This window comes from Xanthomonas populi, from assembly GCF_002940065.1.
Classification (GTDB): Bacteria; Pseudomonadota; Gammaproteobacteria; order Xanthomonadales; family Xanthomonadaceae; genus Xanthomonas; species Xanthomonas populi.
The window spans coordinates 12018-32203 of record NZ_MDEJ01000016.1 but is presented as its reverse complement, the minus strand read 5'-3'; the positions used below and the strand labels follow the sequence as shown (position 1 = coordinate 32203).

General features: G+C 64.2%; 12 protein-coding genes and 2 pseudogenes. 4 read left to right on the top strand and 10 right to left on the bottom strand.

Annotated elements, in window-relative coordinates:
- Window positions 1-47 precede the first annotated feature (47 nt).
- From xylA to XpopCFBP1817_RS04240, 10 genes and pseudogenes are all read right to left on the bottom strand, one after another.
- Window positions 48-1385: a xylose isomerase gene (xylA, locus tag XpopCFBP1817_RS04285; protein ID WP_128416138.1), complete on the bottom strand. Its 1338-nt coding sequence runs from the start codon at window positions 1383-1385 to the stop codon at window positions 48-50.
- A gap of 48 nt (window positions 1386-1433) precedes the next feature.
- On the bottom strand, window positions 1434-2927 hold the full coding sequence (xylB, locus tag XpopCFBP1817_RS04280) for a xylulokinase (RefSeq protein WP_128416137.1): 1494 nt from the start codon (window positions 2925-2927) through the stop codon (window positions 1434-1436).
- Window positions 2924-5311, bottom strand: a complete 2388-nt coding sequence (locus XpopCFBP1817_RS04275) for a glycoside hydrolase family 95 protein (RefSeq protein ID WP_167393823.1) — start codon at window positions 5309-5311, stop codon at window positions 2924-2926. The genes xylB and XpopCFBP1817_RS04275 overlap by 4 nt, the downstream gene beginning before the upstream one ends.
- A 91-nt stretch (window positions 5312-5402) precedes the next feature.
- A complete protein-coding gene (locus tag XpopCFBP1817_RS04270; protein WP_128416136.1) occupies window positions 5403-8306 on the bottom strand; it encodes a TIM-barrel domain-containing protein in 2904 nt (967 codons plus the stop codon).
- Between the two features lie 124 nt (window positions 8307-8430).
- A complete protein-coding gene (gene galD / locus XpopCFBP1817_RS04265; protein ID WP_167393822.1) occupies window positions 8431-10173 on the bottom strand; it encodes a GH35 family beta-galactosidase GalD in 1743 nt (580 codons plus the stop codon).
- 11 nt (window positions 10174-10184) lie between these two features.
- Window positions 10185-12101 (bottom strand): sialate O-acetylesterase, encoded by a 1917-nt coding sequence (locus tag XpopCFBP1817_RS04260; RefSeq protein ID WP_128416135.1) that lies wholly within the window; start codon window positions 12099-12101, stop codon window positions 10185-10187.
- A 65-nt stretch (window positions 12102-12166) separates the two neighbouring features.
- Window positions 12167-12349, bottom strand: a pseudogene (locus XpopCFBP1817_RS04255) (hypothetical protein); the annotation flags it as partial.
- A 109-nt stretch (window positions 12350-12458) separates the two neighbouring features.
- A complete protein-coding gene (locus XpopCFBP1817_RS04250) occupies window positions 12459-13826 on the bottom strand; it encodes a TonB-dependent receptor (protein WP_425479056.1) in 1368 nt (455 codons plus the stop codon).
- Window positions 13827-14436: 610 nt separating this feature from the next.
- Window positions 14437-14989: pseudogene (locus tag XpopCFBP1817_RS04245) on the bottom strand (TonB-dependent receptor); the annotation flags it as partial.
- Window positions 14985-15956, bottom strand: a complete 972-nt coding sequence (locus tag XpopCFBP1817_RS04240; protein WP_128416133.1) for a LysR substrate-binding domain-containing protein — start codon at window positions 15954-15956, stop codon at window positions 14985-14987. The pseudogene XpopCFBP1817_RS04245 and the gene XpopCFBP1817_RS04240, both read right to left, overlap by 5 nt.
- Window positions 15957-16373: 417 nt before the next feature.
- Here XpopCFBP1817_RS04240 and XpopCFBP1817_RS04230 point away from each other — a divergent pair, with 417 nt between their 5' ends.
- Genes XpopCFBP1817_RS04230 through XpopCFBP1817_RS04215 form a run of 4 tightly spaced genes read left to right on the top strand, consistent with a single transcriptional unit; the run spans window position 16374 to window position 19937 of the window.
- A complete protein-coding gene (locus XpopCFBP1817_RS04230) occupies window positions 16374-17006 on the top strand; it encodes a 2-dehydro-3-deoxy-6-phosphogalactonate aldolase (RefSeq protein WP_128416132.1) in 633 nt (210 codons plus the stop codon).
- The gene (dgoD, locus tag XpopCFBP1817_RS04225) at window positions 17003-18151 is read left to right on the top strand and encodes a galactonate dehydratase (RefSeq protein ID WP_128416131.1); all 1149 of its coding nucleotides are present in this window, start codon (window positions 17003-17005) and stop codon (window positions 18149-18151) included. Before XpopCFBP1817_RS04230 ends, dgoD begins: the two co-directional genes overlap by 4 nt.
- Window positions 18145-19062: an SMP-30/gluconolactonase/LRE family protein gene (locus tag XpopCFBP1817_RS04220; RefSeq protein WP_128416130.1), complete on the top strand. Its 918-nt coding sequence runs from the start codon at window positions 18145-18147 to the stop codon at window positions 19060-19062. Before dgoD ends, XpopCFBP1817_RS04220 begins: the two co-directional genes overlap by 7 nt.
- Window positions 19059-19937: a 2-dehydro-3-deoxygalactonokinase gene (locus XpopCFBP1817_RS04215; RefSeq protein ID WP_128416129.1), complete on the top strand. Its 879-nt coding sequence runs from the start codon at window positions 19059-19061 to the stop codon at window positions 19935-19937. Before XpopCFBP1817_RS04220 ends, XpopCFBP1817_RS04215 begins: the two co-directional genes overlap by 4 nt.
- Window positions 19938-20186: the final 249 nt, after the last annotated feature.

Below are 20186 nucleotides of genomic sequence, written 5' to 3'. Positions count from 1 at the left end.
ATGGCCGGCATCGGCCGACGACGCAGTGCGCCGCCGGCCACGGGACATCAACGCGTCAGATACTGATTGATCAGGTTTTCGTAGGCTTCCTGGCGGCCGCTCAGTTGTTTGGGTTCGTTACCGGCTGCGTGTTTGGCCACATCCACCAACGTGCTGGTGCCATCGGCAAACGCCGCACCGGCGCCGCTGTCGAAGCTGGCGTAACGCTCGGCGCGCCACTGCTCCAATGGCGAAGACGTCAGCAACGCGTTGGCCACTTCCAGCCCGCGTGCGAACGCGTCCATGCCGCCGATATGCGCCAGGAACAGGTCCTGCGGATCGGACGATTCGCGGCGCACCTTGGCATCGAAATTCAAGCCGCCCGGTGCCAACCCGCCCTGCCGCAGCACCACCAGCATCGCGCCGACGGTGTCGTACAGGTCGGTCGGGAACTGGTCGGTGTCCCAGCCATTCTGCGGATTGCCGCGGTTGGCATCGATGCTGCCGAGCAGGCCGGCATCGGAGGCGACTTGCAGGTCGTGCTCGAAGCTGTGGCCCGAGAGCGTGGCGTGGTTGGCTTCGATATTGAGCTTGAAATCCTGGTCCAGGCCGTGCTGACGCAGGAAGCCGATCACCGTGGCGCTGTCGAAGTCGTACTGGTGCTTCATCGGCTCCATCGGCTTGGGCTCGATCAAGAAGTTGCCGGTGAACCCGATCGCACGGCCGTAGTCGCGTGCCAGGGTGAGGAAGCGCGCCATATTGTCCTGCTCGCGCTTCATCTGCGTGTTGTGCAGGCAGGCGTAGCCTTCGCGGCCGCCCCAGAACACGTAATTTTCGCCGCCCAACTCGACGGTGGCATCGATCGCAGCCTTGACCTGCACCGCTGCACGCGCGACCACATTGAAGTCCGGATTGGTCGAGGCACCATTCATGTAGCGCGGGTGCGAGAACAGATTCGCCGTACCCCACAACAGCTTCACGCCGGTGTCGGCCTGGCGCTGCTTGGCGATGCCCACCATGTGCTTGAGATTGCGCTCGTACTCACCGATATCGTCGGCATCGGGCGTCAGATCGATGTCGTGGAAGCAGTAGTACGGCACGCCGAGCTTGGTGAAAAACTCGAACGCGGCATCGGCCTTGGCTTCGGCACGATGCAATGCGGTGTTACCCGCATCCCACGGATACGCACGCGTGCCAGGGCCGAACGGATCGGCGCCGTTGCCGCAGAAGCTGTGCCAATACGCCACCGCAAAGCGCAGATGCTCGGCCATGGTCTTGTCGCCGATCTGCTTGTTGGCGTCATAGACCTTGAAGGCCAGCGGGTTGTCCGAGTCGCGGCCTTCGAAGCCAATCTTGCCGATGCCGGGGAAATATTCTTTCGCGCCGATGTAGACGGTGTTGCGCATGGGGTGAGGTGTCCTTGCTGCTGGGGGAGTTGTAAAGGATGTTGTCGATCAGCCGGCGTAGAGCGGGCTGACGACCTGCAGGTGCTTGAGGAAGTTCTGGTAATGCTGCTGGTACCGGGCCACGCGTTGCGGATCCGGCTGCGCCGAGAGCGCTTGGTCGGTCTGCAGATGCTCCAGCACCACATCCGGCAATGCGTCTGCGCCGCCGTCGTGGCGATCGCAGGCCCACGAGGCCTGCAACGCGGCACCGAATGCGGCGCCTTCGGGCTGGGTCGGCACAATGGCCTGTAGATTTAAGATATCGGCCACCATCTGCCGCCACTGCGCACTCTTGCTGCCGCCGCCGGTAAGCAGGATGGTGTCGAACTGCAGGCCTGCGGCCACGAACGCATCGAAGCCGTTGCGCAGGCTGTAGGTCGCCCCTTCCATCGCGGCGCGATAGAAATGCGCCGGCGTGGTGTTATGCAACTCCATGCCGAACAGGCAGCCGCGTGCGGACGGCAGATTCGGGGTGCGCTCGCCGTTGAAGAAAGGCAGCAATACCAGGCCATCGGCACCCGGTGTGGTGCTGGCGATCAGCGCCTCGGTCTGTTCGCGGGTGATGGAGAACATCTGCATCACCGCCTCAGTGGCAACGGTGCAGTTCAGGGTGCAGATCAGCGGCAGCCAGCCACCGCTGGACGAGCAGAACGCGGCCCAGCGTGCGTCGTCGTCCACCACCGGGTGATCGGCGTAGGCGAACAAGGTGCCGGAGGTGCCCAGGCTCATGGTCAAGCGACCCGGCACCACATTGCCGGTGCCGATGGCGGCCATCATGTTGTCGCCGCCACCGGTGGTGACACGCACGCCCGCTGGCAGATGCAATGCGTCGGCAGCTGCGTCGGACAATGCGAACACCGCGCCAGTCTCCACTAGCGGCGGCAGTGCATCGCGCAGATCGCGCTGTGCATCGACGGCGCCAAGCATGCGCTCGGACCACTGGCGCGTGCGCACGTCCAGCCAGCCGGTGCCGGAGGCATCGCCCACTTCGGCAAAGCGCTCGCCGGTGAGCCAGAAGTTCACGTACTCGTGCGGCAGCATCACCGTGGTCATGGCTGCATACGCCTCGGGGCGATGCTTGCGCGTCCAAGGTAATTTAGAGGCGGTGTAGCCAGCCATGATCGGGTTGCCTGCAGTGGCCACACTGCCGGCGACGCCGCCCACCGCGTCCATGATCTCGTCGCATTCCAGCGCGGTGCTGGTGTCGCACCACAGCTTCACCGGTGCGGTGACGCTGCCATCGGCGGCAACCGGCACAAAACCGTGCTGCTGGCCGGAGACCGAGATGCCGCGCACCTGCGCACGCTGCGCGCCATCGAGTTGGGCGAAGCAGTGCACGATGCCATCGATCCACCACTGCGCGTGCTGCTCGCGGGTGCCGTCGTCGCGGCTGATCAGTTCCATGGGCGCGGCGATGGTGGCCACCACGTCGCGCTCTGGCGCATCGTAGGCCACCAGCTTGACGCTCTGCGTGCCCACATCCAGTCCTACGTACAAGCTCATTGCGTCACCAATCGGTTGTTGTGGAGGCCCACCTGCTGGGTGCGACCGGCGCCCAGGTCCAGGTCCAGGGTCTGCCCTGCATAAGACAGTTGATAGCGCCCGCCACGGTCGCTGTGCAGGCGTGCCTGCTGCAGGCGACCGCCCTCCCATTGCAGGTCCACGCTGGCACCGCCACGCACGCGCAACCCGCGCACACTGCCGCGTGGCCAGGCACTGGGCAATGCGGGCAGCAGAAACACGCTGCCGCCCCAGCTTTGCAGCAGCATTTCGGTGATGCCGGCAGTGCCGCCGAAGTTGCCATCGATCTGAAACGGCGGATGCGCGTCGAACAGATTCGGGTAGGTGCGCTCGGGCGAGAGCAGCAGTTGCAGGATGCGGTACGCATGCTCGCCATCGGCCAGACGCGCCCACAGATTCAAGCGCCAGCCGATGCCCCAACCAGTGGCGTTGTCGCCACGAATCTCCAGCGAGCGCCTGGCGGCCGCCGCGAGGTCGGGCGTATCGCGCAGATTGATCTGGCTGGACGGATGCAGCGCGTACAGATGCGAGACGTGACGGTGATGAATCTCCGGCACCTCCATGTCCCAGTCCTGCTGCCATTCCTGCAACTGCCCCGCCTTGCCGATGCGGTTGGGCGGTAGTTGCTCGCGCAGCGTGCTCAGGCGGTGTGCAAAGGCATCGTCCAGCTTGAGCAGCTTGCTCATCGCGATGCATTGCGCGAACAGATCGCGCAGCAGCTGCGCGTCCATCGTGGGGCCAGCGCAGAGCGCGGCGTTGAACGGATGCTGGTTTTCCGGCGAGATCGAGGGAGTGGTCACCATCGCACCGGTCTGCGGGTCGCGCACCAGGGTGGCCACGAAGAACTCCGCCGCGCCCTTGAACAAGGGGTAGATCTTGCCCAGATAGGCACGGTCGCGGCCGTAATCCCAGCGGTCCCACAGCTGTTGCAGCAGCCACACGCCGCCCATCGGCCACAGGCTCCACTTGGCGCCATCGATCGGACCGGCCTGGCGCCACAGGTCGGTGTTGTTGTGCACCACCCAACCGGGCGCGTCGTACATCGCGCGTGCGGTGTGCGCCCCGGTCTTGGCCAGATCGAACAACATGGATTCCAGCGGTTCGACGCATTCGTGCAGCGCGTTGGCCTCGCTGGGCCAGTAGTTCATCTCGGTGTTGATGTTGATGGTGTACTTGCTTTCCCACGGCGGCTGCATCAGGTCGTTCCAGATGCCCTGCAGATTGGCCGGTTGGGAACCTGGACGCGAGCTGCAGATCAGCAGGTACCGGCCTAATTGGTGATACAGCGCTGCCAGTGCCGGGTCGTTGCCCTTGGCAAACGCCTGCACGCGTTCGTCGGTGGGCAGCTTCGCCGCTTCGCTGGTGCCGAGGTCGATCGCCACGCGCCGGAACAGCCGTTTATGATCGGCCAGATGCGCACGCAGCAATGCGGCGTAGTCCAGCTTGCCTGCTTTTTTCAAACTTGCTGCAGTTAGCGCAAGCGGGTCGCCATCGACTGCGTCGTAGCGTTGGTAGCTGGTGGCGGTAGTGAGCAGCAGCACCACTTCATCGGCGCCCTCGATGCGCACGCGGTCGCGCAGATCGCTGACCGTGCCGCCCTTGATCTGCGGCAACACGCGCAACGCAAAGCGCAGCTTGCCGTCGATACCGGCGAAGCTGCCGTTGCGACCGCTGAACAGCAGGCCACCCTGCTCCACCGTGACCTCGCCGGTCTGCGGGCTGTCGATACCCACGCGCAAGGAAATCGCACGTGGGCGATCGCACGACAGGCGCACCACGATGCACTGCGCTTGCGCAGATACGAACACCTCGCGCCGATGCACTGCGCCGCCGGAACGGAACGTGGTGGTGGCCACGCCGGTATCCAGATCGAGCTGACGGCGATACTCGCTGATGCCGTCGGCACGATCGAAATCCAGCAGCAGATCGCCCAGCGGTTGATATGGCATCTGCTTGAGCGGACGCGAGAGCAACTTGGCGTCGGCCAGTGCTTCGGCTTCGGCATAGCGCCCGGCAAAAATCAGTGCGCGCACCTGCGGCAAGGCCGCCAGCGCCTCGGGGCTGGTGGCGTCGTATGGGCCGCCTGCGTACAGCGTGTCCTCGTTGAGTTGCAGGCGCTCGTGGGCAATGCCGCCCCACACCATCGCGCCCAGCCGGCCGTTGCCGACCGGCAAGGCCTGTACCCATTCGTTGGCCGGTTCGCGATACCACAGCTGCAAGGCATCGCCGGCCGCGACGGCAGGCAGCGATTGCTTGCCGGCTGCCTTGGCGACTGCCGGCGCAGCAACCGCGGACGCAGCCGGCGCAGCCCCCAGCCCCGCGAGTGCGGCACCGGTTGCCTTGCAGACTTCCCTGCGGGTCAGCACGTGCACCACCGTGCTGCATGACCGGACCTGCACGCCCGAGCCTCGCGGCGATCCGGCATCTGCGCACTCACTGACTGACAACGACCTGCGATCATCGACGACGCGCTTTGCCGGACGCAATCTTGCGCTGCAACACGCTGACCGGCTTGCCGTCGTACTGGATGCTGGCGTCGGTCTTGGGCTCGAGCGCACCGGCGTCGTCGCGCGGGCCATCGACGAAGCGCACATTGACGGTGCGCTTGGCCTGCATGCCGGTCCAGCTGCCTTCGCGCTTGCCGATGCTCAGCTCGCCCTTGGCCTGGTTCCAGCTCAGCGGAATGCGGCTGAACTCGCCCTTTTCGTAGCCGTAGCCCTTGCCGTCGTCCTCATACAGCGAGAACTGCCCGTCGGCGCCGGTGTAGACCACCACAGTGAGCGGTGCGTCTGGCGTCTGGTCCACGTATTCCTGCACCGGGCCGGTGGGCACGATGGAACCGGCGCGCACGCACAACGGCATGCGCTCGATCGGCGCGGCCGCTTCGATGCTCTGGCCACCTTCGTAGCGCTTGCCGGTGGCGAAATCCAGCCAGCTGCTGCCGGCCGGCAGATACACCTGACGTGAGGTGGCGCCGAAGCGGGTCACCGGAGCGACCAGGAAGGCAGGCCCAAACAGATACTGGTCGTTGATGTCGCGAACCTTGGGGTCGTTCGGGAAGTCCATCATCATGCCGCGCATGATCACGCCGTCGCTCTGATAGGTGTCGCCGGCCAGGCTGTAGATGTACGGCAGCAACGCGTAACGCAGGCGGTTGTAGTAGGCCATGCTGTCGTAGAACGGCGTGCCTTCGGGGGCGATGTTCCAGATTTCGCGGTACGGGAACTGGCCGTGCGAGCGGAAGATCGGCACGAACGCACCAAACTGGAACCAGCGCGTGTTGAGATCGCGCCATTCCGGCAAATGCGCCGGGTCCTGGTTTTCGTAGCGCTTCTCCACCGCGAAACCGCCGATGTCGAAGGTCCAGTTGGGCAGGCCCGAGAGCGCCATGTTGACGCCCGCGGAGATCTGGTCGTGCATGTCGTCCCAGCGCGAGACGATGTCGCCGCTCCACACTGCCACCGCATTGCGCTGGGTGCCGGCATAGCCCTTGCGCGACAGAATGAACACGCGCTTGTCGTCGGCCGCCCGATCACCTACGTACACGCCATGCGTGTGCGGCAACGGGTACGAGTTGAAGAACTCGGTGGACGGGCCCAGCGCGGTCGGCGTGGTGCGTGCCTTGCGCTCGCCGATGTCCAGGTTGGAATGCACGTCCGGCTCGTCGGCGTCCATCCACCACGCATCGAAGCCCTTGCTGTTGAGCTTTTCGTTGACCTGGCGCCAGTAAATGGCCTGCGCTTTTTCCGAATACGGATCGTAGAACGCGTTCTTGTAGCCTTTGGCGATCCAGTCCAGCTCACCGACTTGGACATTGCGCTTGTACATGAAACCGGCGGCATCCAGTTCCTTGTAGTTGGCGGTGGTGGGGTAGAACTTGGGCCAGACCGAAATCATGATCTGCGCGTGCATATCGTGCACGGACTTGACCATGCCGTCCGGGTCCGGGAAGTGCTTGGGGTCGAAATCGTGCGAGCCCCAGGCGTTTTCGGGCCAGTACGACCAATCCAGCACGATATTGTCCAGCGACAGCTTGCGCTTGCGGTACTCGGCCAGCACGCCAACCAACTCATCCTGGCTCTTGTAACGCTCGCGGCTCTGCCAGAAGCCATACGCCCACTTGGGCAGCATCACCGACTTGCCGGTGAGTTCGCGATAACCGGCAACGGCCTGATCGTAGGAATCGGCCCAGACGAAGTAGTAGTCGATCATCTGGCCGGCTTCGGACCATAGCGACACGTCTTTGGCCTCCGTGGCCGGCAGCGGATCGCGATGCAGCAGCGCGATGTAGCTGGGGTCGATCAGGTCCCACTCGACCTTAACGGTGTGACGCGTGCCCGGCTTCAGATCGAGCTTGAACTCGTGATTCCACGGGTTCCAGTTCTGGCGCCAGCGATCGATGATCAGCTTGCCGTCCACGTACAACTTGGCGTACTCGCTAGAATACAGCGAGAAGGTGTGCTCGCCACCGGTGAGCGCTTCGATCTCGCCCTCCCAGGTGACCTGCATGCGGCTGTCCTTGTCCTTGGTGATCGCCTTCTTGGGGAACTTGGTCAGGTCGCTGAGGTACTGGTAGTTCACCTCGCTCTCGCGACGCTCGACAATTTGCTTGCCGTTGATCGCATAGCGCGCGGTCAATGCCCCGGCCTTGCCCTTGGCGTCGTACAACTTGAGCGTTTTGGGAAGCGGCTGCAGGCCGCGCGGGTCGCCCAGGCGACTGATCGCGTTGTTGTCCCACAGCAGGCCGTAGTTGCGGCTGGACACCAGGTACGGCACGGCCATATCAATATTGTTCTGCTGCAACTCGACATTGCGTCCCTTCTGATTCATCCAGCCCTGCTGATGCTGGCCGAAGCCGTACAACGCTTCGTCGTCTGGCGACTGAAAGCGCTGACGCACGCTCAGGTACTGCTTGCCTTCGACCTTGAGCGGAGCAAAGCTGCGCCCGCCAGCCACTTCCGACAGCACCGGCTTGCCGTGGGCATCGGCGAAGCTGACATGGCCGTCGACGGTGGACACGGTGGCGGTGACCTTGCCGGTCTTCAGCTGCACGCTATCGCCCTGCTCGGCTAGCTGAAAGTTGCTGTCGCCCTGCACCGGCACGCGCATCAGGCTGGGCGTGCGCACGAAGTCGCCGTCCGGGTCGGCACTGACGCGGATGATGCCGGCATCGACCACCTGCAGACGCACCGGTGCGGCGCCCTTGGCGCTCGGCACCACGGTGACGCCATCGACGTCCTTGCGCACTTGCTGCGCATGCGCGGCGTTGGCCAGCAAGGCCAGCGACAACGCTAGGCAATGGGCAAGCGGTGTACGCCGGGTGGCAGGCGCATGGCCGGCGCAACGGTTGGTGGTTTGCATGTTCACTCCCTTGGAATTACGAAACGGTGCCGCAGGGGCGGCAGCGCATGGGTTCGATGGATTCAACGTGGCTGACAGCGTGCTGCGCAGTGATCGAGCTGCGCGGCAACGCTGATAGCCGCGTTTATTTGTAAGTAGCCAGCTTGATCTTCAGCAGCTGCGGCGCGTTGGAAAAGTTGACGCCGTAATCGGTCTGGTCGCCATTCCAGTTACGCTGGAACTTCCAGTCGCCGCCTTCGTACACGCCTTCCTCGACGCGGTCGTAGAGCATGTTGGCGGTGGCTTCGCTGGCCGGATGCAGGGTCACGCGGACGTGATAACCGGTAACCAGAAATTCGTCCTGGCCCAGCTCAGCGATCAAGGCCGCGCCAATCGGCTCCGGATTGCCCGGCGGTTTGCCCTGAAACCAGAACTGCGGCACGCCATAGGTGATGGTGGCGCTCCAGCGGTCGTTGAGCTTGAGTTCCTGCACGGCCTGGCCGGGTTCTTCGGCGGTGCCATGCAGCTTGCCTTCGGAGGCGGCCTTGGCGAACGGGCGCATGCCGCGCTTGACCAGATCGAAACCGAGCGCGAACGGTGCCAGCGTTTCTTCGTTGACGTGTTTGGCGCCCAACGGATAGTTGGAATAGCGCGTGTAGTCCATGCCGAACGCCGACCAGCCGATGCCGTCATGGCCCAGCGTGGGGAACAGATAACGCGCGTATTCCGGGCGATTGCCGGTTTCTGCGACGAATAGCGCATTGTCCGGGCGTGCGTAACGCTCCAGCACCGAGGTGTACATGCGGTACTCGGGCATGTAGATGTCCGGCGCCAGCAGGTCGATATGCGGGCCAGCAGCCTTCCACACATCCAGCACGTTATCGGTGGGTCCACCGCTGGCGTATTGACCAGGTTGGCCGGGATTGAACGGCCCGCGCAGTGAGGCGTTGACGTACATCGGCAGCGGGTATTCGGCCTTGCCGGCTTCGGCCACCTGATCGATGTAACGACCGATCGACCAAGCATGGAAGATCTCGTCGGCATCGGTACCGAACACCTGCGCCCAGCTGCCCGGCTGCTTGTTCAAGCGCTTGAGCAACGCATCCGGCACCGGGCCTTCAAACAGCTTCTGCGCCATCGGCGAGAAATCACGCACGCTGCCGTAAGTACCCGGCTCGTTCTCCGGCTGGATCATGATCACAGTGCGCTGCGGGTCGGCCCTCTTCAAATGCTGCATGAAGGCGACGAAAGCCTTACGGTCGGCATCCAATGTGGCCTGCGCATGCGGCGACAGCGAGCCGATCGCCTTGCCCTCGCGCGTCAGCACGCGCGGGAAGCGCTGATTGTCGGTCTTGACCCAATGCGGCGCGTACGCCGGGCCGTTGTTCTTCCAGGTCGCAAACCACAGCAGCACCAGCCGCACCTTGTGCTCACGCGCTTGCGTGAGCAGCGTATCGACGAAGGAGAAATCGAACTTGCCTTCTTCCGGCTCGACCTGCTCCCAGGCGATCGGCACCTGCACGGTGTTGGGGCCAAGCAACTGCATCGCCGGCCACACCTTGTCCATCACGCCGGGATAATTGCTGGAGTTGTTGACCTGCGCGCCTAGGATCAGGAACGGCGCACCATCGACCATCAACGCGTGCTTGCCGTCCTTGCCGACGAACTGCGGCATCGGCGTCTGCGCAGCCGGCGCTGGTGCGGTGACGGGCGCTGTCGCTGCAGTGTTGGCAGCCGGTGCGACTGCGGCCGGTTTGGCGGTGTCGTCCTGCTCGCCCGATTGGCACGCAGCCAGCGTCAGCGTCAGCGCAGACAGCAGCAGCGGCCGCAGACAACGACGTGCAGAAGACGAAGAAATCACACGTGCAACAGGGGACGGCATGGACATAAGACTCTGTGTCACCAGGTATCGGTGCGGAAGGGGGAAACAGGAAGGTGTTGGCGATTTACAAGGTTGGCGTCGTCGGGGTTTTCGCTCCAGCCGTAGCGCACCGCGACCGGTGCACGCACCGCATCGCTGCGCACGATCACGCGATCGCCCTCGATGCGCGCGGTGGCCGGATGGAAGCGCTGATTCGCCCCGGCCACGCGGAAGCCTTGCACTTGGCCACCGCCACGCACCTGCAACACACTGCCCTGCAGATCAAAACGCAGCACCGCCTTTCCATCGGCAAAGCGCGCCTGCTTGAACACCGGTGCGCTGTACACCAGCGTCTCGCCGTAAGCCACATGCCGCGCTGCAAGCGCCAGACGGTGGCCCACATCGCGCTTGTTGGTGGGATGGATAGTGGTCGGGTTGCCGATGTCGATGATCACCGCCTGCCCGGTCGCCGGCAGCGCCAGCGTCTTGGATTGCGACTCGCGCAGCAGCGCCCAGGGGCTGACGTTGCCCTTGTCGCCGCCGGCCTTGAAGTTGGCCAACTGCACCCACAGAAACGGCAGTTCTTTCGCGCCGCGCTCGCCGCGCCATTGCTGAATCATCGCGGCAAACTGCTCGCGATATTTCACCGCGCCGGTCTCGCTGGCATTGGTTTCGCCCTGGTACCAGATCACGCCCTTGACCGGGAACGGCTGCAGTGGGTGGATCATCTGGTTGTAGAGCAGCGTCGGCAGTTGGTTCTTGTTGTCCAGCAGCGACACCCGCACTGCGGCCGGACGGAATTTCCATCCGTTGAGTGGACGCTGCGTGCCGTCGCGGGTCTCGACGAAGCGTTCTTCATCGGGGCCATGCATGCCGCCGCCGCCACTGAGATCTTCCACGCGCACCGCAATGTGATTGATGCCGGCATGCAGTGCCGCTGCCGGCACGGCGTAGACGCGTGGAAGATTCCATTGTTTCTCGGTCTGGCCCACTTGCGTGCCATTGACGTAAGTGATGTCCGAATCGTCGATCTGGCCCACCCCAACACGCACGCCGGCCTTGGCTTCTGCCGCGCTCAGGGTGACGGTGGTGCGGTACCAGGCAATGCCATCCATGCCGTCATAGCCGCTGGATTCCCATTGCTGTGTGGTCGGAATGCTGTCCCAGTCGCTATCGTCGAACGTCGATTCGCGCCACTGCGGCATGTCGCCTTCCACCTTGGTCCAGCGTGCGATGCGCGTGCCGGTCGCGGCCTGCGCAACTGCATCGCGCTGCTTGATCGCGGCCGTCGCGCCCTGGCTCTGGCGTTCGTCAAATCCCAACGAAGCCGCATCCATCCACGCTTCGATCGCACTGCCACCCCAGGTGCAGTTGACGATACCGATCGGCACGCCGGTGCTGGCGCGCAGCTCCTTGGCGAAGAAATATCCCACCGCAGTGAAGTCGCCCGCCGTGGCCGGGCTGGACGCTTTCCAATCGCCGCCGCTCAGGCGCGCTTGCGGCTGCTCCGACCAGGATTTGGGTACCTTGAAATGGCGCAATTGCGGGTCGTTGGCGGCAGCCACCGCTTGCAGGCCATCGCTGGCCTGCGCCAGCGGCCATTCCATATTCGATTGCCCGCTGGCCAGCCACACATCGCCGACCAGCACGTCGCGTACCTGCAGCTCGCCACCATCGCCCTGCACGCTCAGCACGTATGGGCCGCCAGCCTTGTGCGCAGGCAACTTCACTTTCCACTGCCATTTCGCATCGGCCTTGGAGGTGGCGCGCTTGCCATCAAAGCCGACTGTGATTGCCGCATTGGGCGATGCCCAACCCCAGACCGGCATCGGCTGGTCGCGCTGCAGCACCGCACCATCGGCAAACAACAACGGCAAGGTCGGTTGTGCCAACGCGGCGGGGCTGATCAGGGCCAGGCCCAACAGGCAACCGCGGGCAATGAGAGAAGCAGTCATGCAGTGATCTCCAAGTTCGGCGCAGCCAATCGGCGCGCAACAATGCGACGGCACACGCCGCCGTACCCGGTGACAAAACCGCCACCGCCAATGGCAACGCTGCGCCATTGGTAAGGCCCCTGCGCACCGGAATCGGCGGCATGCAGCCGAAAGACAGACGCCAACAGCAGCAACACCCACAGACGGGCCTGCCACGATTGCGTACGAAGACGACGGGGCTCAGTAGGCTGATCGATCATGACGATCATTGCTCCGGCTCCCGTTGCGGTCGATGGTTGCCACCGACTGAAAAAACACCGGTCCAACAAGCTACCTGCACCGCTCGCCGGACAGCAGACGCACTTCCTACGGCACGTTCTACAGGCTGGCCCGCAAAGTCAGGCCATACCGACGATCGTTGATCACAAAGTCGCGGTAGCGCGACTCGCTGCCCAGATAGCTTTCGCGCCGGGTATCGAGCAGATTCACACCATCGAGCGAGATCGACCACACAGCATTGATGTTGAAACGCAGCGAGGCATCCAACTGGCCGAAGCCCTTGTTGTAGACCGGCAGATTGCCGGTGCCGTTGCCTGCGGTGGTCACCAGCCAGTCGCTGCGCCAGTTGTAGGCCACACGGCCTTGGAAGCGCGCCGTTTCGTAGCTGAGGATCGCGTTGTAGCTGTTCTTGGACAAGCCTTCCAGCGGCACGGTCAGCGCCTGGCCGTTGGTGTCGGTGGCCGTCGGGCTCGGCGCCTCGCTGTCGACGTAGGTGTAGTTGGTCTGCAGGCCGAAGCCGCTCAAACAACCCGGCAGGAAGTCGAAAAACTGCGTGTAGCCCAGTTCCGCACCGCGGATCTTGCCGGCATCGCCATTGACCGGGCGGGTGATCTGCGCAAGCTGGCCATCGTAGATCTCATTGAAGACTGCATTGGCAATAAAGCCCTCTACTTTTTTGTAGAACAGCGTGCTGTACATCATCGAGCCCTGACCGAAATACCACTCCAGCGCCGTGTCGAATTGATCAGCTTTAACCGGCTCCAGCTCTGGATTACCCGCGCTCCCTATTAAGGTGGAGCCACCCGCGCCAGAGTTGGTACCAAGGCTCAAATTTGGATTAAGGCGATCGAAAGTCGGGCGCGAGATACCGCGCGAGGCTGCAAAACGCCACTGCAGCGTGTCGCTGAGCATCCAGCGCAGATTCAAGCTAGGCAGCACGTCGGTATAGGTCTGCTGTGCATCCACCGGAATCAGACCGCCACCCTCGCCGTCCGTGCCGGTACGCACGCCGGTGGAGCCGACCTCGGTACGCACCACGCGCACGCCGATATTGCCGTCGAACGGGATCGAATCGCTGTCTACACCGAAGCGCAATACGCCGTAGGCCGCGTAGGTCTTCTCGGTCTGCGCATTGATGCGGCCATTGAGTTCGGTACGCACCTGGGTCAGACCGCGAATGGCGATCGAGCTGCCTTCGCCGTAGTTGCGCGTGATCTGGATGCCGGAGATGCGCTGCAGCGCCTCGGCCACGTTGTTGTCGGGCAGCTTGCCAATGTCTTCGGCAACGATCGAATCGACGATCTGCTCGGCGTTCTGCTTGACCAGCTGCGCCTTGGTGACGCTGCTGCGGGTGCCGGTGACCTGCACGGTGTCGAGCTGTTGGGTGGTCGGGTCCTGCGCCGGAGCAGCAGTGGGGGGCGCGTCCTGCGCATAGGCCTGCGCGCTCAACAGCGTCGCCACACTCATGGCCATCACGGAGCGGCGGAAATCACGGATCGAACACTGACCCACAGTCCAGCCTCCCGGAATGTGGCGATGTTGCACTGACATGGTGCTCCCTCCCAGGACGCATGTACTTTGTGTTTTGGCGGGCCGGTGCGCGAACGCCCTGCCCGTGGTTGTTGCTGGCCCGCATCCGAATACGAAAAAGGCCGAGACTGGCTGGATGCGTGGTCATCCCGATAAGGCTTACCTCGCGGCTGCGGCCGGAGCATAGGGCGCGACTCTCATGCCAAACCAATGAAATATTCCTGGCGAGCTATTCCTTAAAAATATAGAAACACCGAGAAACCCCCGCAGGTCTGGCCGTGCGGGGCCAGACGGCCGGATTCCCCGGAACGAGCTTAACGCTGCGAGCTGGCGCAGGCTGAATCCGCAACCGACCACGCTTATCAGTTCATTCGCAGCACCAGCGAGTAGCGCCGGTCGTTGACGAACTAAGAGCGCGAATACAGACGCGTGTCCCCTGCGCCGACGGCAGACGAGGTCGGCCCCATCAACACCTGAGTCACCGTATTGGTCAGGTTGTTGCCTGCACGCCCAGATGCAGATAGTCGTTGAAGCGATAGAAGTTCGACGGTCGTGCCCGGCGCTGGCGTGATGCTGTTGTTGCTGTCGTTGACAAACGCCGCGCGCTCCTGACAGTTCATGTCGTAGCGCGAACGCAGGAACTGCGCATAGATCTCGGTGGCATCGCGCGGCTTCCACTGGAATGCTGCCGCACTACCGTCGCGCCTGCGCTCGCAATCCAACCGACGCCAGTTCACCCCGCCGGGCACGAAGACCTCGCTGCGCCTGCTACCGGCAAGAAGCACCGCATCGTCGGTACGCCGCACGTACGGCTGCAGCTGGATGCCGTCCGAGCGCGTGGCAAGCTCCGAATGCGCGATGTCGATCATGCAGACCATTTCGCCGATGCCGGTGTTCCAGCGATCGCTGAACAGGAACGCGGCCGACGGCTTGTACTGCCTGCTCCTGTCGCGGTAGTCGTCATCGACATAGCCGCCGACGATCCGGCCGGGGTTGTCGAACCGCATGCGCGTGCGCAGATTGACCGTGCCGCCCAGGTCGCCTTCGATGATTTCTGCCGAGGGGTTCTTTTACACGTCCACACCGGCCATCAGCTTAGCCAAGCGATTCCGGCCCGCGCAAACCGGGATACAAACGCCGCGCGGTCGTGCGCAGTGCCTGCAGGATGCGTTCGGCAGCCGGCGGCAGTATGTAGTCGCGCCGACGGATGATGCCGAACGACTCCATCCGCACGCCCAGTTCGATCGGCAGAACGGTCAACAGCTTGACTTGGATCAGTGCCGCCACTGATTCCACCGGCAGGGCGGTCAGCATGTCGGTGCCCCGCAGCAACGCCGAGGTGACCGGCAGGGACGAGGTCTCTATCGCATTGGTCGGCGTCTGCACGCCATGCTCCATGAACATCGAATCCAGCCGCGTGCGCAGCACGCTGTCGGCCGGCGGCATGATCCAGCCATAGCGCACCAGATCGGCATGCTGCAGACCGGCCCGGCTGGCCAGCGGATGGCCGGCACGCGCGATCACCGAATGCGGCTCGTCAGCCAGCGGCTCAAATTCCAGCTCGCCCACGCCCTCCGGCCCCAGAATGCGGCCGATCACGATATCCAGCTGGCCATCGAGCAACTTGGCCACCAACGGCCGGCTGTAATCCATTTCCACCCGCACCAGAATGTCGGGTAACTCGCGCTTGACCTCGGCGATCGCCTGCGGCACCAGGTTGGTGCCCGGATTGACCACGGTACCGATCGAGGCCTGTCCCATGCGCCCGGCACGCAGCGCGGCGATCTCTTCCTGCGCCCGGCCGATCTCCGACATTGCTGCGCGCGCGCGCCGGATCAGCACATGGCCGTACCAGGTCGGCTCCACCCCACGCGCATGCCGTTCGAACAATTTCACCCCCAGCATGTCCTCCATTTCCGCCAGCAGTTTGGAGGCCGCCGGCTGGGTCATGCTGGCGGCCTCGGCCGCACGCAAGACCGAGCGCTGTTCGTGCAAATGCAGCAGCAGCAAGAGCTGGCGTGTCTTGAGCCGGGCTGCGTTGAACCAGGGAGTGCCAGAATTTACCATGGAGGTCGCCGCGAGGGTGTATTCGTAGGAGGAATAGAATATGCTGAAAATTTCATTTGCAGCATATATCTCCCCGCGCGAGGCTATCGAGCGCCGCAGCAGGAGCCCCGACCTCCCGGGAGCAGCCAGAACAGACGTGACCTAAATCTTTCACGAGAGGCATCGTGCACCTCATATACGCGGAGTTGGAAGACGATAACCGCATGTTGCCGGCCGATTGTGGGCGGTTTGAGGGCGCATGCAATTGCTGCGATCAGCCCCGTCATTGCCTAGCCGCGCCTGCCCGTTCCCCCGGTTCCGATCTTTCACCGCGCGCCTGCGGCCCATGTTTGCAGCGCGCAGTTGCGCAAGCTCCCACGACGTTGCCGACCAACCGGTCGCCAGCGGCCGCTTTTCCGCTCTATCGCGAGTAACACGATGACCTCAGACACCACCGCCAGCCTATTCGCCCTGCCGCTGATCGCCATCCTGCGTGGCATCACGCCGGAAGAAACGCTCGACCATATCGGCGCGCTGATCGACGCCGGTTTCGACGCGATCGAAATCCCGCTCAATTCGCCGCGCTGGGCCCAGAGCATCGCGCTGGCCCAGCAGAGCTACGGCGCGCGCGCCTGGATCGGCGCCGGCACCGTGCTGCGCAATGAAGACGTCGACACCCTGGCCGAGATCGGCGCGCGCTTTATCGTCACCCCGAATACGCGCCCGTCGCTGATCCGCCATGCGGTGGCGCGCGGGCTCACCGTGGTCGCCGGCTTCGCCACCGCCAGCGAGGCGTTCGACGCCATCGATGCCGGCGCAACAATCTTGAAATTGTTCCCCGCCGCGACCTATGGCGCCGCGCATGTGCGCGCGCTGCGCTCGGTGCTGCCCACGCACATTCCGGTCTATGTGGTCGGCGGTGTCAGCCCGCAGACGCTGGCCGGCTTCCTCGCGCAGGGCGCTGCCGGCGCCGGCATCGGTGGCGAACTGTACAAACCCGCGCAATCGCTCCAAACGACCCAGATGCATGCACGCGCCTTCGTGCAGGCCTACCAGGAACTGCAAGGATGAAGATCACCCGCCTCACCACTTACCACGCCGCACCGCGCTGGCTGTTCCTCAAGGTCGAGACCGACGAGGGCATCACCGGCTGGGGCGAACCGGTCATCGAAGGCCGCGCGCGCTCGGTGGAGGCCGCCGTGCACGAACTGGCCGGCTATGTCGTCGGCAAGGACCCGGCGCGCATCAACGACCTGTGGCAGACCATGTACCGCGCCGGCTTCTACCGCGGCGGCGCCATCCTGATGAGCGCAATTGCCGGTATCGACCAGGCCCTGTGGGACATCAAGGGTAAGGCGCTGGGCGTGCCGGTGTACGAGCTGCTGGGCGGGCTGGTGCGCGATCGCATGAAGACCTATTGCTGGGTCGGCGGCGACCGGCCCGGCGCGATCATCCAGCAGATCACCGATTACCAAGCGCTGGGCTTCGACACCTTCAAGTTCAACGGTACCGAAGAAATGAAGCTGATCGACAGCGCGCGCGCCGTCGACGCGGCCGTGGTCAAGGTCGCCGAGATCCGCGAGACCTTCGGCAACAGCATCGACTTCGGCATCGACTTCCACGGCCGCGTCGGCGCGCCGATGGCCAAGGCGCTGCTGCGCGAACTGGAACCGTTCAAGCCGCTGTTCGTCGAAGAACCGGTACTGGCCGAACAGGCCGAGTACTACCCGCGGCTGGCCGCAAGTACCTCGATTCCGCTGGCGGCCGGCGAGCGCATGTTCTCGCGCTTCGAATTCAAGAACGTGCTGTGCGCCGGCGGTATCGGGATGGTGCAGCCGGACCTCTCGCATGCCGGCGGCATCACCGAGTGCGTCAAGATCGCCGCGATGGCCGAAGCCTACGATGTCGGCTTCGCCCCGCACTGCCCGCTCGGCCCGATCGCGCTCGCCGCCTGTCTGCACGTGGACTTCGTCTCGCACAACGCGGTGCTGCAGGAACAGAGCATAGGCATCCACTACAACGAAGGCGCCGACCTGCTCGATTACGTCATCAATAGAGACGATTTTCAGTGTGTAGATGGCAGTATTGCCGCCCTGCCCAAGCCCGGCCTCGGTGTGGAGATCGACGAAGAGATGCTCAAGCGCGCAAACGACAATCCGCCCGATTGGCGTAACCCGGTGTGGCGTCACGGCGATGGCAGCATTGCCGAATGGTGAGCATGATCGAACACACCGCAGTACTGGCGGTCGACAGCCGCTGCACGCATGGCGAAGGCGTGCTGTGGTGCGAGCAGCGCCAGGCGCTGTACTGGGTCGACATCAGCGAAAAAAGCCTGTGGCGGCATCACCCGCAAAGCGCGCACACGCGCTACTGGGCGCTGCCCGATCGCCCGGGGTGCATCGGCTTGATGGATGACGGCCGCGTACTGATCGCGCTGGCCAAATCGATCTGCATCGCCGACCCGGACCATGCCGACGGACAAGGCGATGCGCTGCCGCTCGAAAAGCTAGCCGATGTCGAAGCCGACAACCCGCTCACGCGCAGCAACGATGGCCGCGCCGATCGCAATGGCAACTTCGTATTTGGCACCATGGACGAGCACGACGACAAGGCCGCGCGCGGCGCGATGTACCAGTTCTCGCTGCGTCACGGCCTGCGTGCCTTGCCGCTGCCAGGCGTGTCGATCCCCAACTCGATCTGCTTCAGCCCCGATGGCCGCACGCTGTACTACTGCGACTCGGTGCGCCCGCAGATCCTGTGCTGCGACTACGACGCCGACAGTGCGCAGACCAGCAACACGCGCGTCTTCGCCACACTTGATCGCGACGATGCCGAGCCGGACGGGTCAATCATCGACAGCGCAGGCCACCTGTGGAACGCGCAGTGGCGCGCCTGGCGCGTGGTGCGCTATCGGCCCGACGGCAGCGTCGAGCGCATCGTGCAACTGCCGGTCAAGCACCCCACCTGCAGCGCCTTCGGTGGCGCCGCGCTGGACCGCCTGCATGTGATCAGCTCACGCCTGGACCACAGCGCCGAAGAGCTGGCCCGCACCCCCGAAGCCGGCGGCCTGTACCTCTGCGACCTGCCGATCCACGGCCTGCCGGAGAGCCGGGTGACCAGCGCATGATCGCCATCGACTGGGGCACCAGCAGCCTGCGCGGTTATCTGCTCAATGCCGATGGCACGGTGCTGGACCAACGTCGCGGCAGCGACGGCATCCTGGCTTGCCAGGGCCGCTTCGCCGAGGGGTTGAGCAAGCTGATCGAAGGCTGGGACGGCCCACTGCTGCTATCGGGCATGATCGGCAGCCGCAACGGCTGGGTCGAACAAGCGTACCTGCCCTGCCCGGTCGACACCACCGCACTTGCTCAAGCAATGCGCAGCTACAACGACCTGCTACCCGGACGCACACTGTGGTTCGTGCCCGGCGTGAGCACCGGCGAGCAGCACGGCGTGCCCGATGTCATGCGTGGCGAAGAAACCCAGCTGGTCGGCCTGATCGCCGCACTTGGCGACGGAGAACACGTCGCCTGCCTGCCCGGCACGCACAGCAAATGGGCACAGATCGCCAACGGCCAACTGACCGGTTTCGCCACCGTCATGACAGGCGAGCTGTATGCCGTGCTGCGCCAGCACAGCATCCTGGGCAAGTTGATGCAGGACGATCACGCAGCACGCGACACCGATGCGTTTTTGCTCGGCGTAGACCGCAGCGCCGAACCCGGCGGGCTCAGCCACCACCTGTTCGGCGCCCGCACGCTGGGCCTGTTCGACCGCCTCGCCGCCACCGCACTGCCCTCCTACCTCTCGGGCCTGCTGATCGGCCACGAACTGTGCGACCACCACGGTGACCACGGCGCGGTCCACCTGGTCGGCAGCCCCAGCCTGGCGCAGCGGTATGCGTTGGCGCTGGCGCATTTGGGGGTCAAAAGCCAGCTGCATCCGGAAGATCTGGCTGCTACGGGGTTGTTTGCGCTGGCTAGGCAGCGCGAGTTGGTTTGATTCAGGCGCTGCCACTTTTAAACATCTGCATTTTTATGCAGCAGCCGTCCCCTCATCCGCCCCCTGCGCGACGCCTTCTCCCGACGGGAGCAGGGAAGTAAAGCGCCTCTCCCTACGGGGCGAGAAGGCACGGCTTGCGCGCCGCTGGCGCGCGTGGCTTGGAGCGCCCGCGCCGCAAGCGCGGGCAGGGGCGCGGAGCGTGAGTTGGGGTGAGGGTACGGCGGAAGACAGCCATCTCAACTCGCAAGG

Excerpts from the sequence above, each read along its gene's own strand:
- xylA (WP_128416138.1), bottom strand. The coding sequence starts at position 1,385 with ATGCGCAACACCGTCTACATCGGCGCGAAAGAATATTTCCCCGGCATC.
- xylB (WP_128416137.1), bottom strand. The coding sequence starts at position 2,927 with ATGAGCTTGTACGTAGGACTGGATGTGGGCACGCAGAGCGTCAAGCTG.
- XpopCFBP1817_RS04270 (WP_128416136.1), bottom strand. The coding sequence starts at position 8,306 with ATGCAAACCACCAACCGTTGCGCCGGCCATGCGCCTGCCACCCGGCGT.
- galD (WP_167393822.1), bottom strand. The coding sequence starts at position 10,173 with ATGTCCATGCCGTCCCCTGTTGCACGTGTGATTTCTTCGTCTTCTGCA.
- XpopCFBP1817_RS04260 (WP_128416135.1), bottom strand. The coding sequence starts at position 12,101 with ATGACTGCTTCTCTCATTGCCCGCGGTTGCCTGTTGGGCCTGGCCCTG.
- XpopCFBP1817_RS04250 (WP_425479056.1), bottom strand. The coding sequence starts at position 13,826 with ATGAGTGTGGCGACGCTGTTGAGCGCGCAGGCCTATGCGCAGGACGCG.
- XpopCFBP1817_RS04240 (WP_128416133.1), bottom strand. The coding sequence starts at position 15,956 with ATGGTAAATTCTGGCACTCCCTGGTTCAACGCAGCCCGGCTCAAGACA.
- XpopCFBP1817_RS04230 (WP_128416132.1), top strand. The coding sequence starts at position 16,374 with ATGACCTCAGACACCACCGCCAGCCTATTCGCCCTGCCGCTGATCGCC.
- dgoD (WP_128416131.1), top strand. The coding sequence starts at position 17,003 with ATGAAGATCACCCGCCTCACCACTTACCACGCCGCACCGCGCTGGCTG.
- XpopCFBP1817_RS04220 (WP_128416130.1), top strand. The coding sequence starts at position 18,145 with ATGGTGAGCATGATCGAACACACCGCAGTACTGGCGGTCGACAGCCGC.
- XpopCFBP1817_RS04215 (WP_128416129.1), top strand. The coding sequence starts at position 19,059 with ATGATCGCCATCGACTGGGGCACCAGCAGCCTGCGCGGTTATCTGCTC.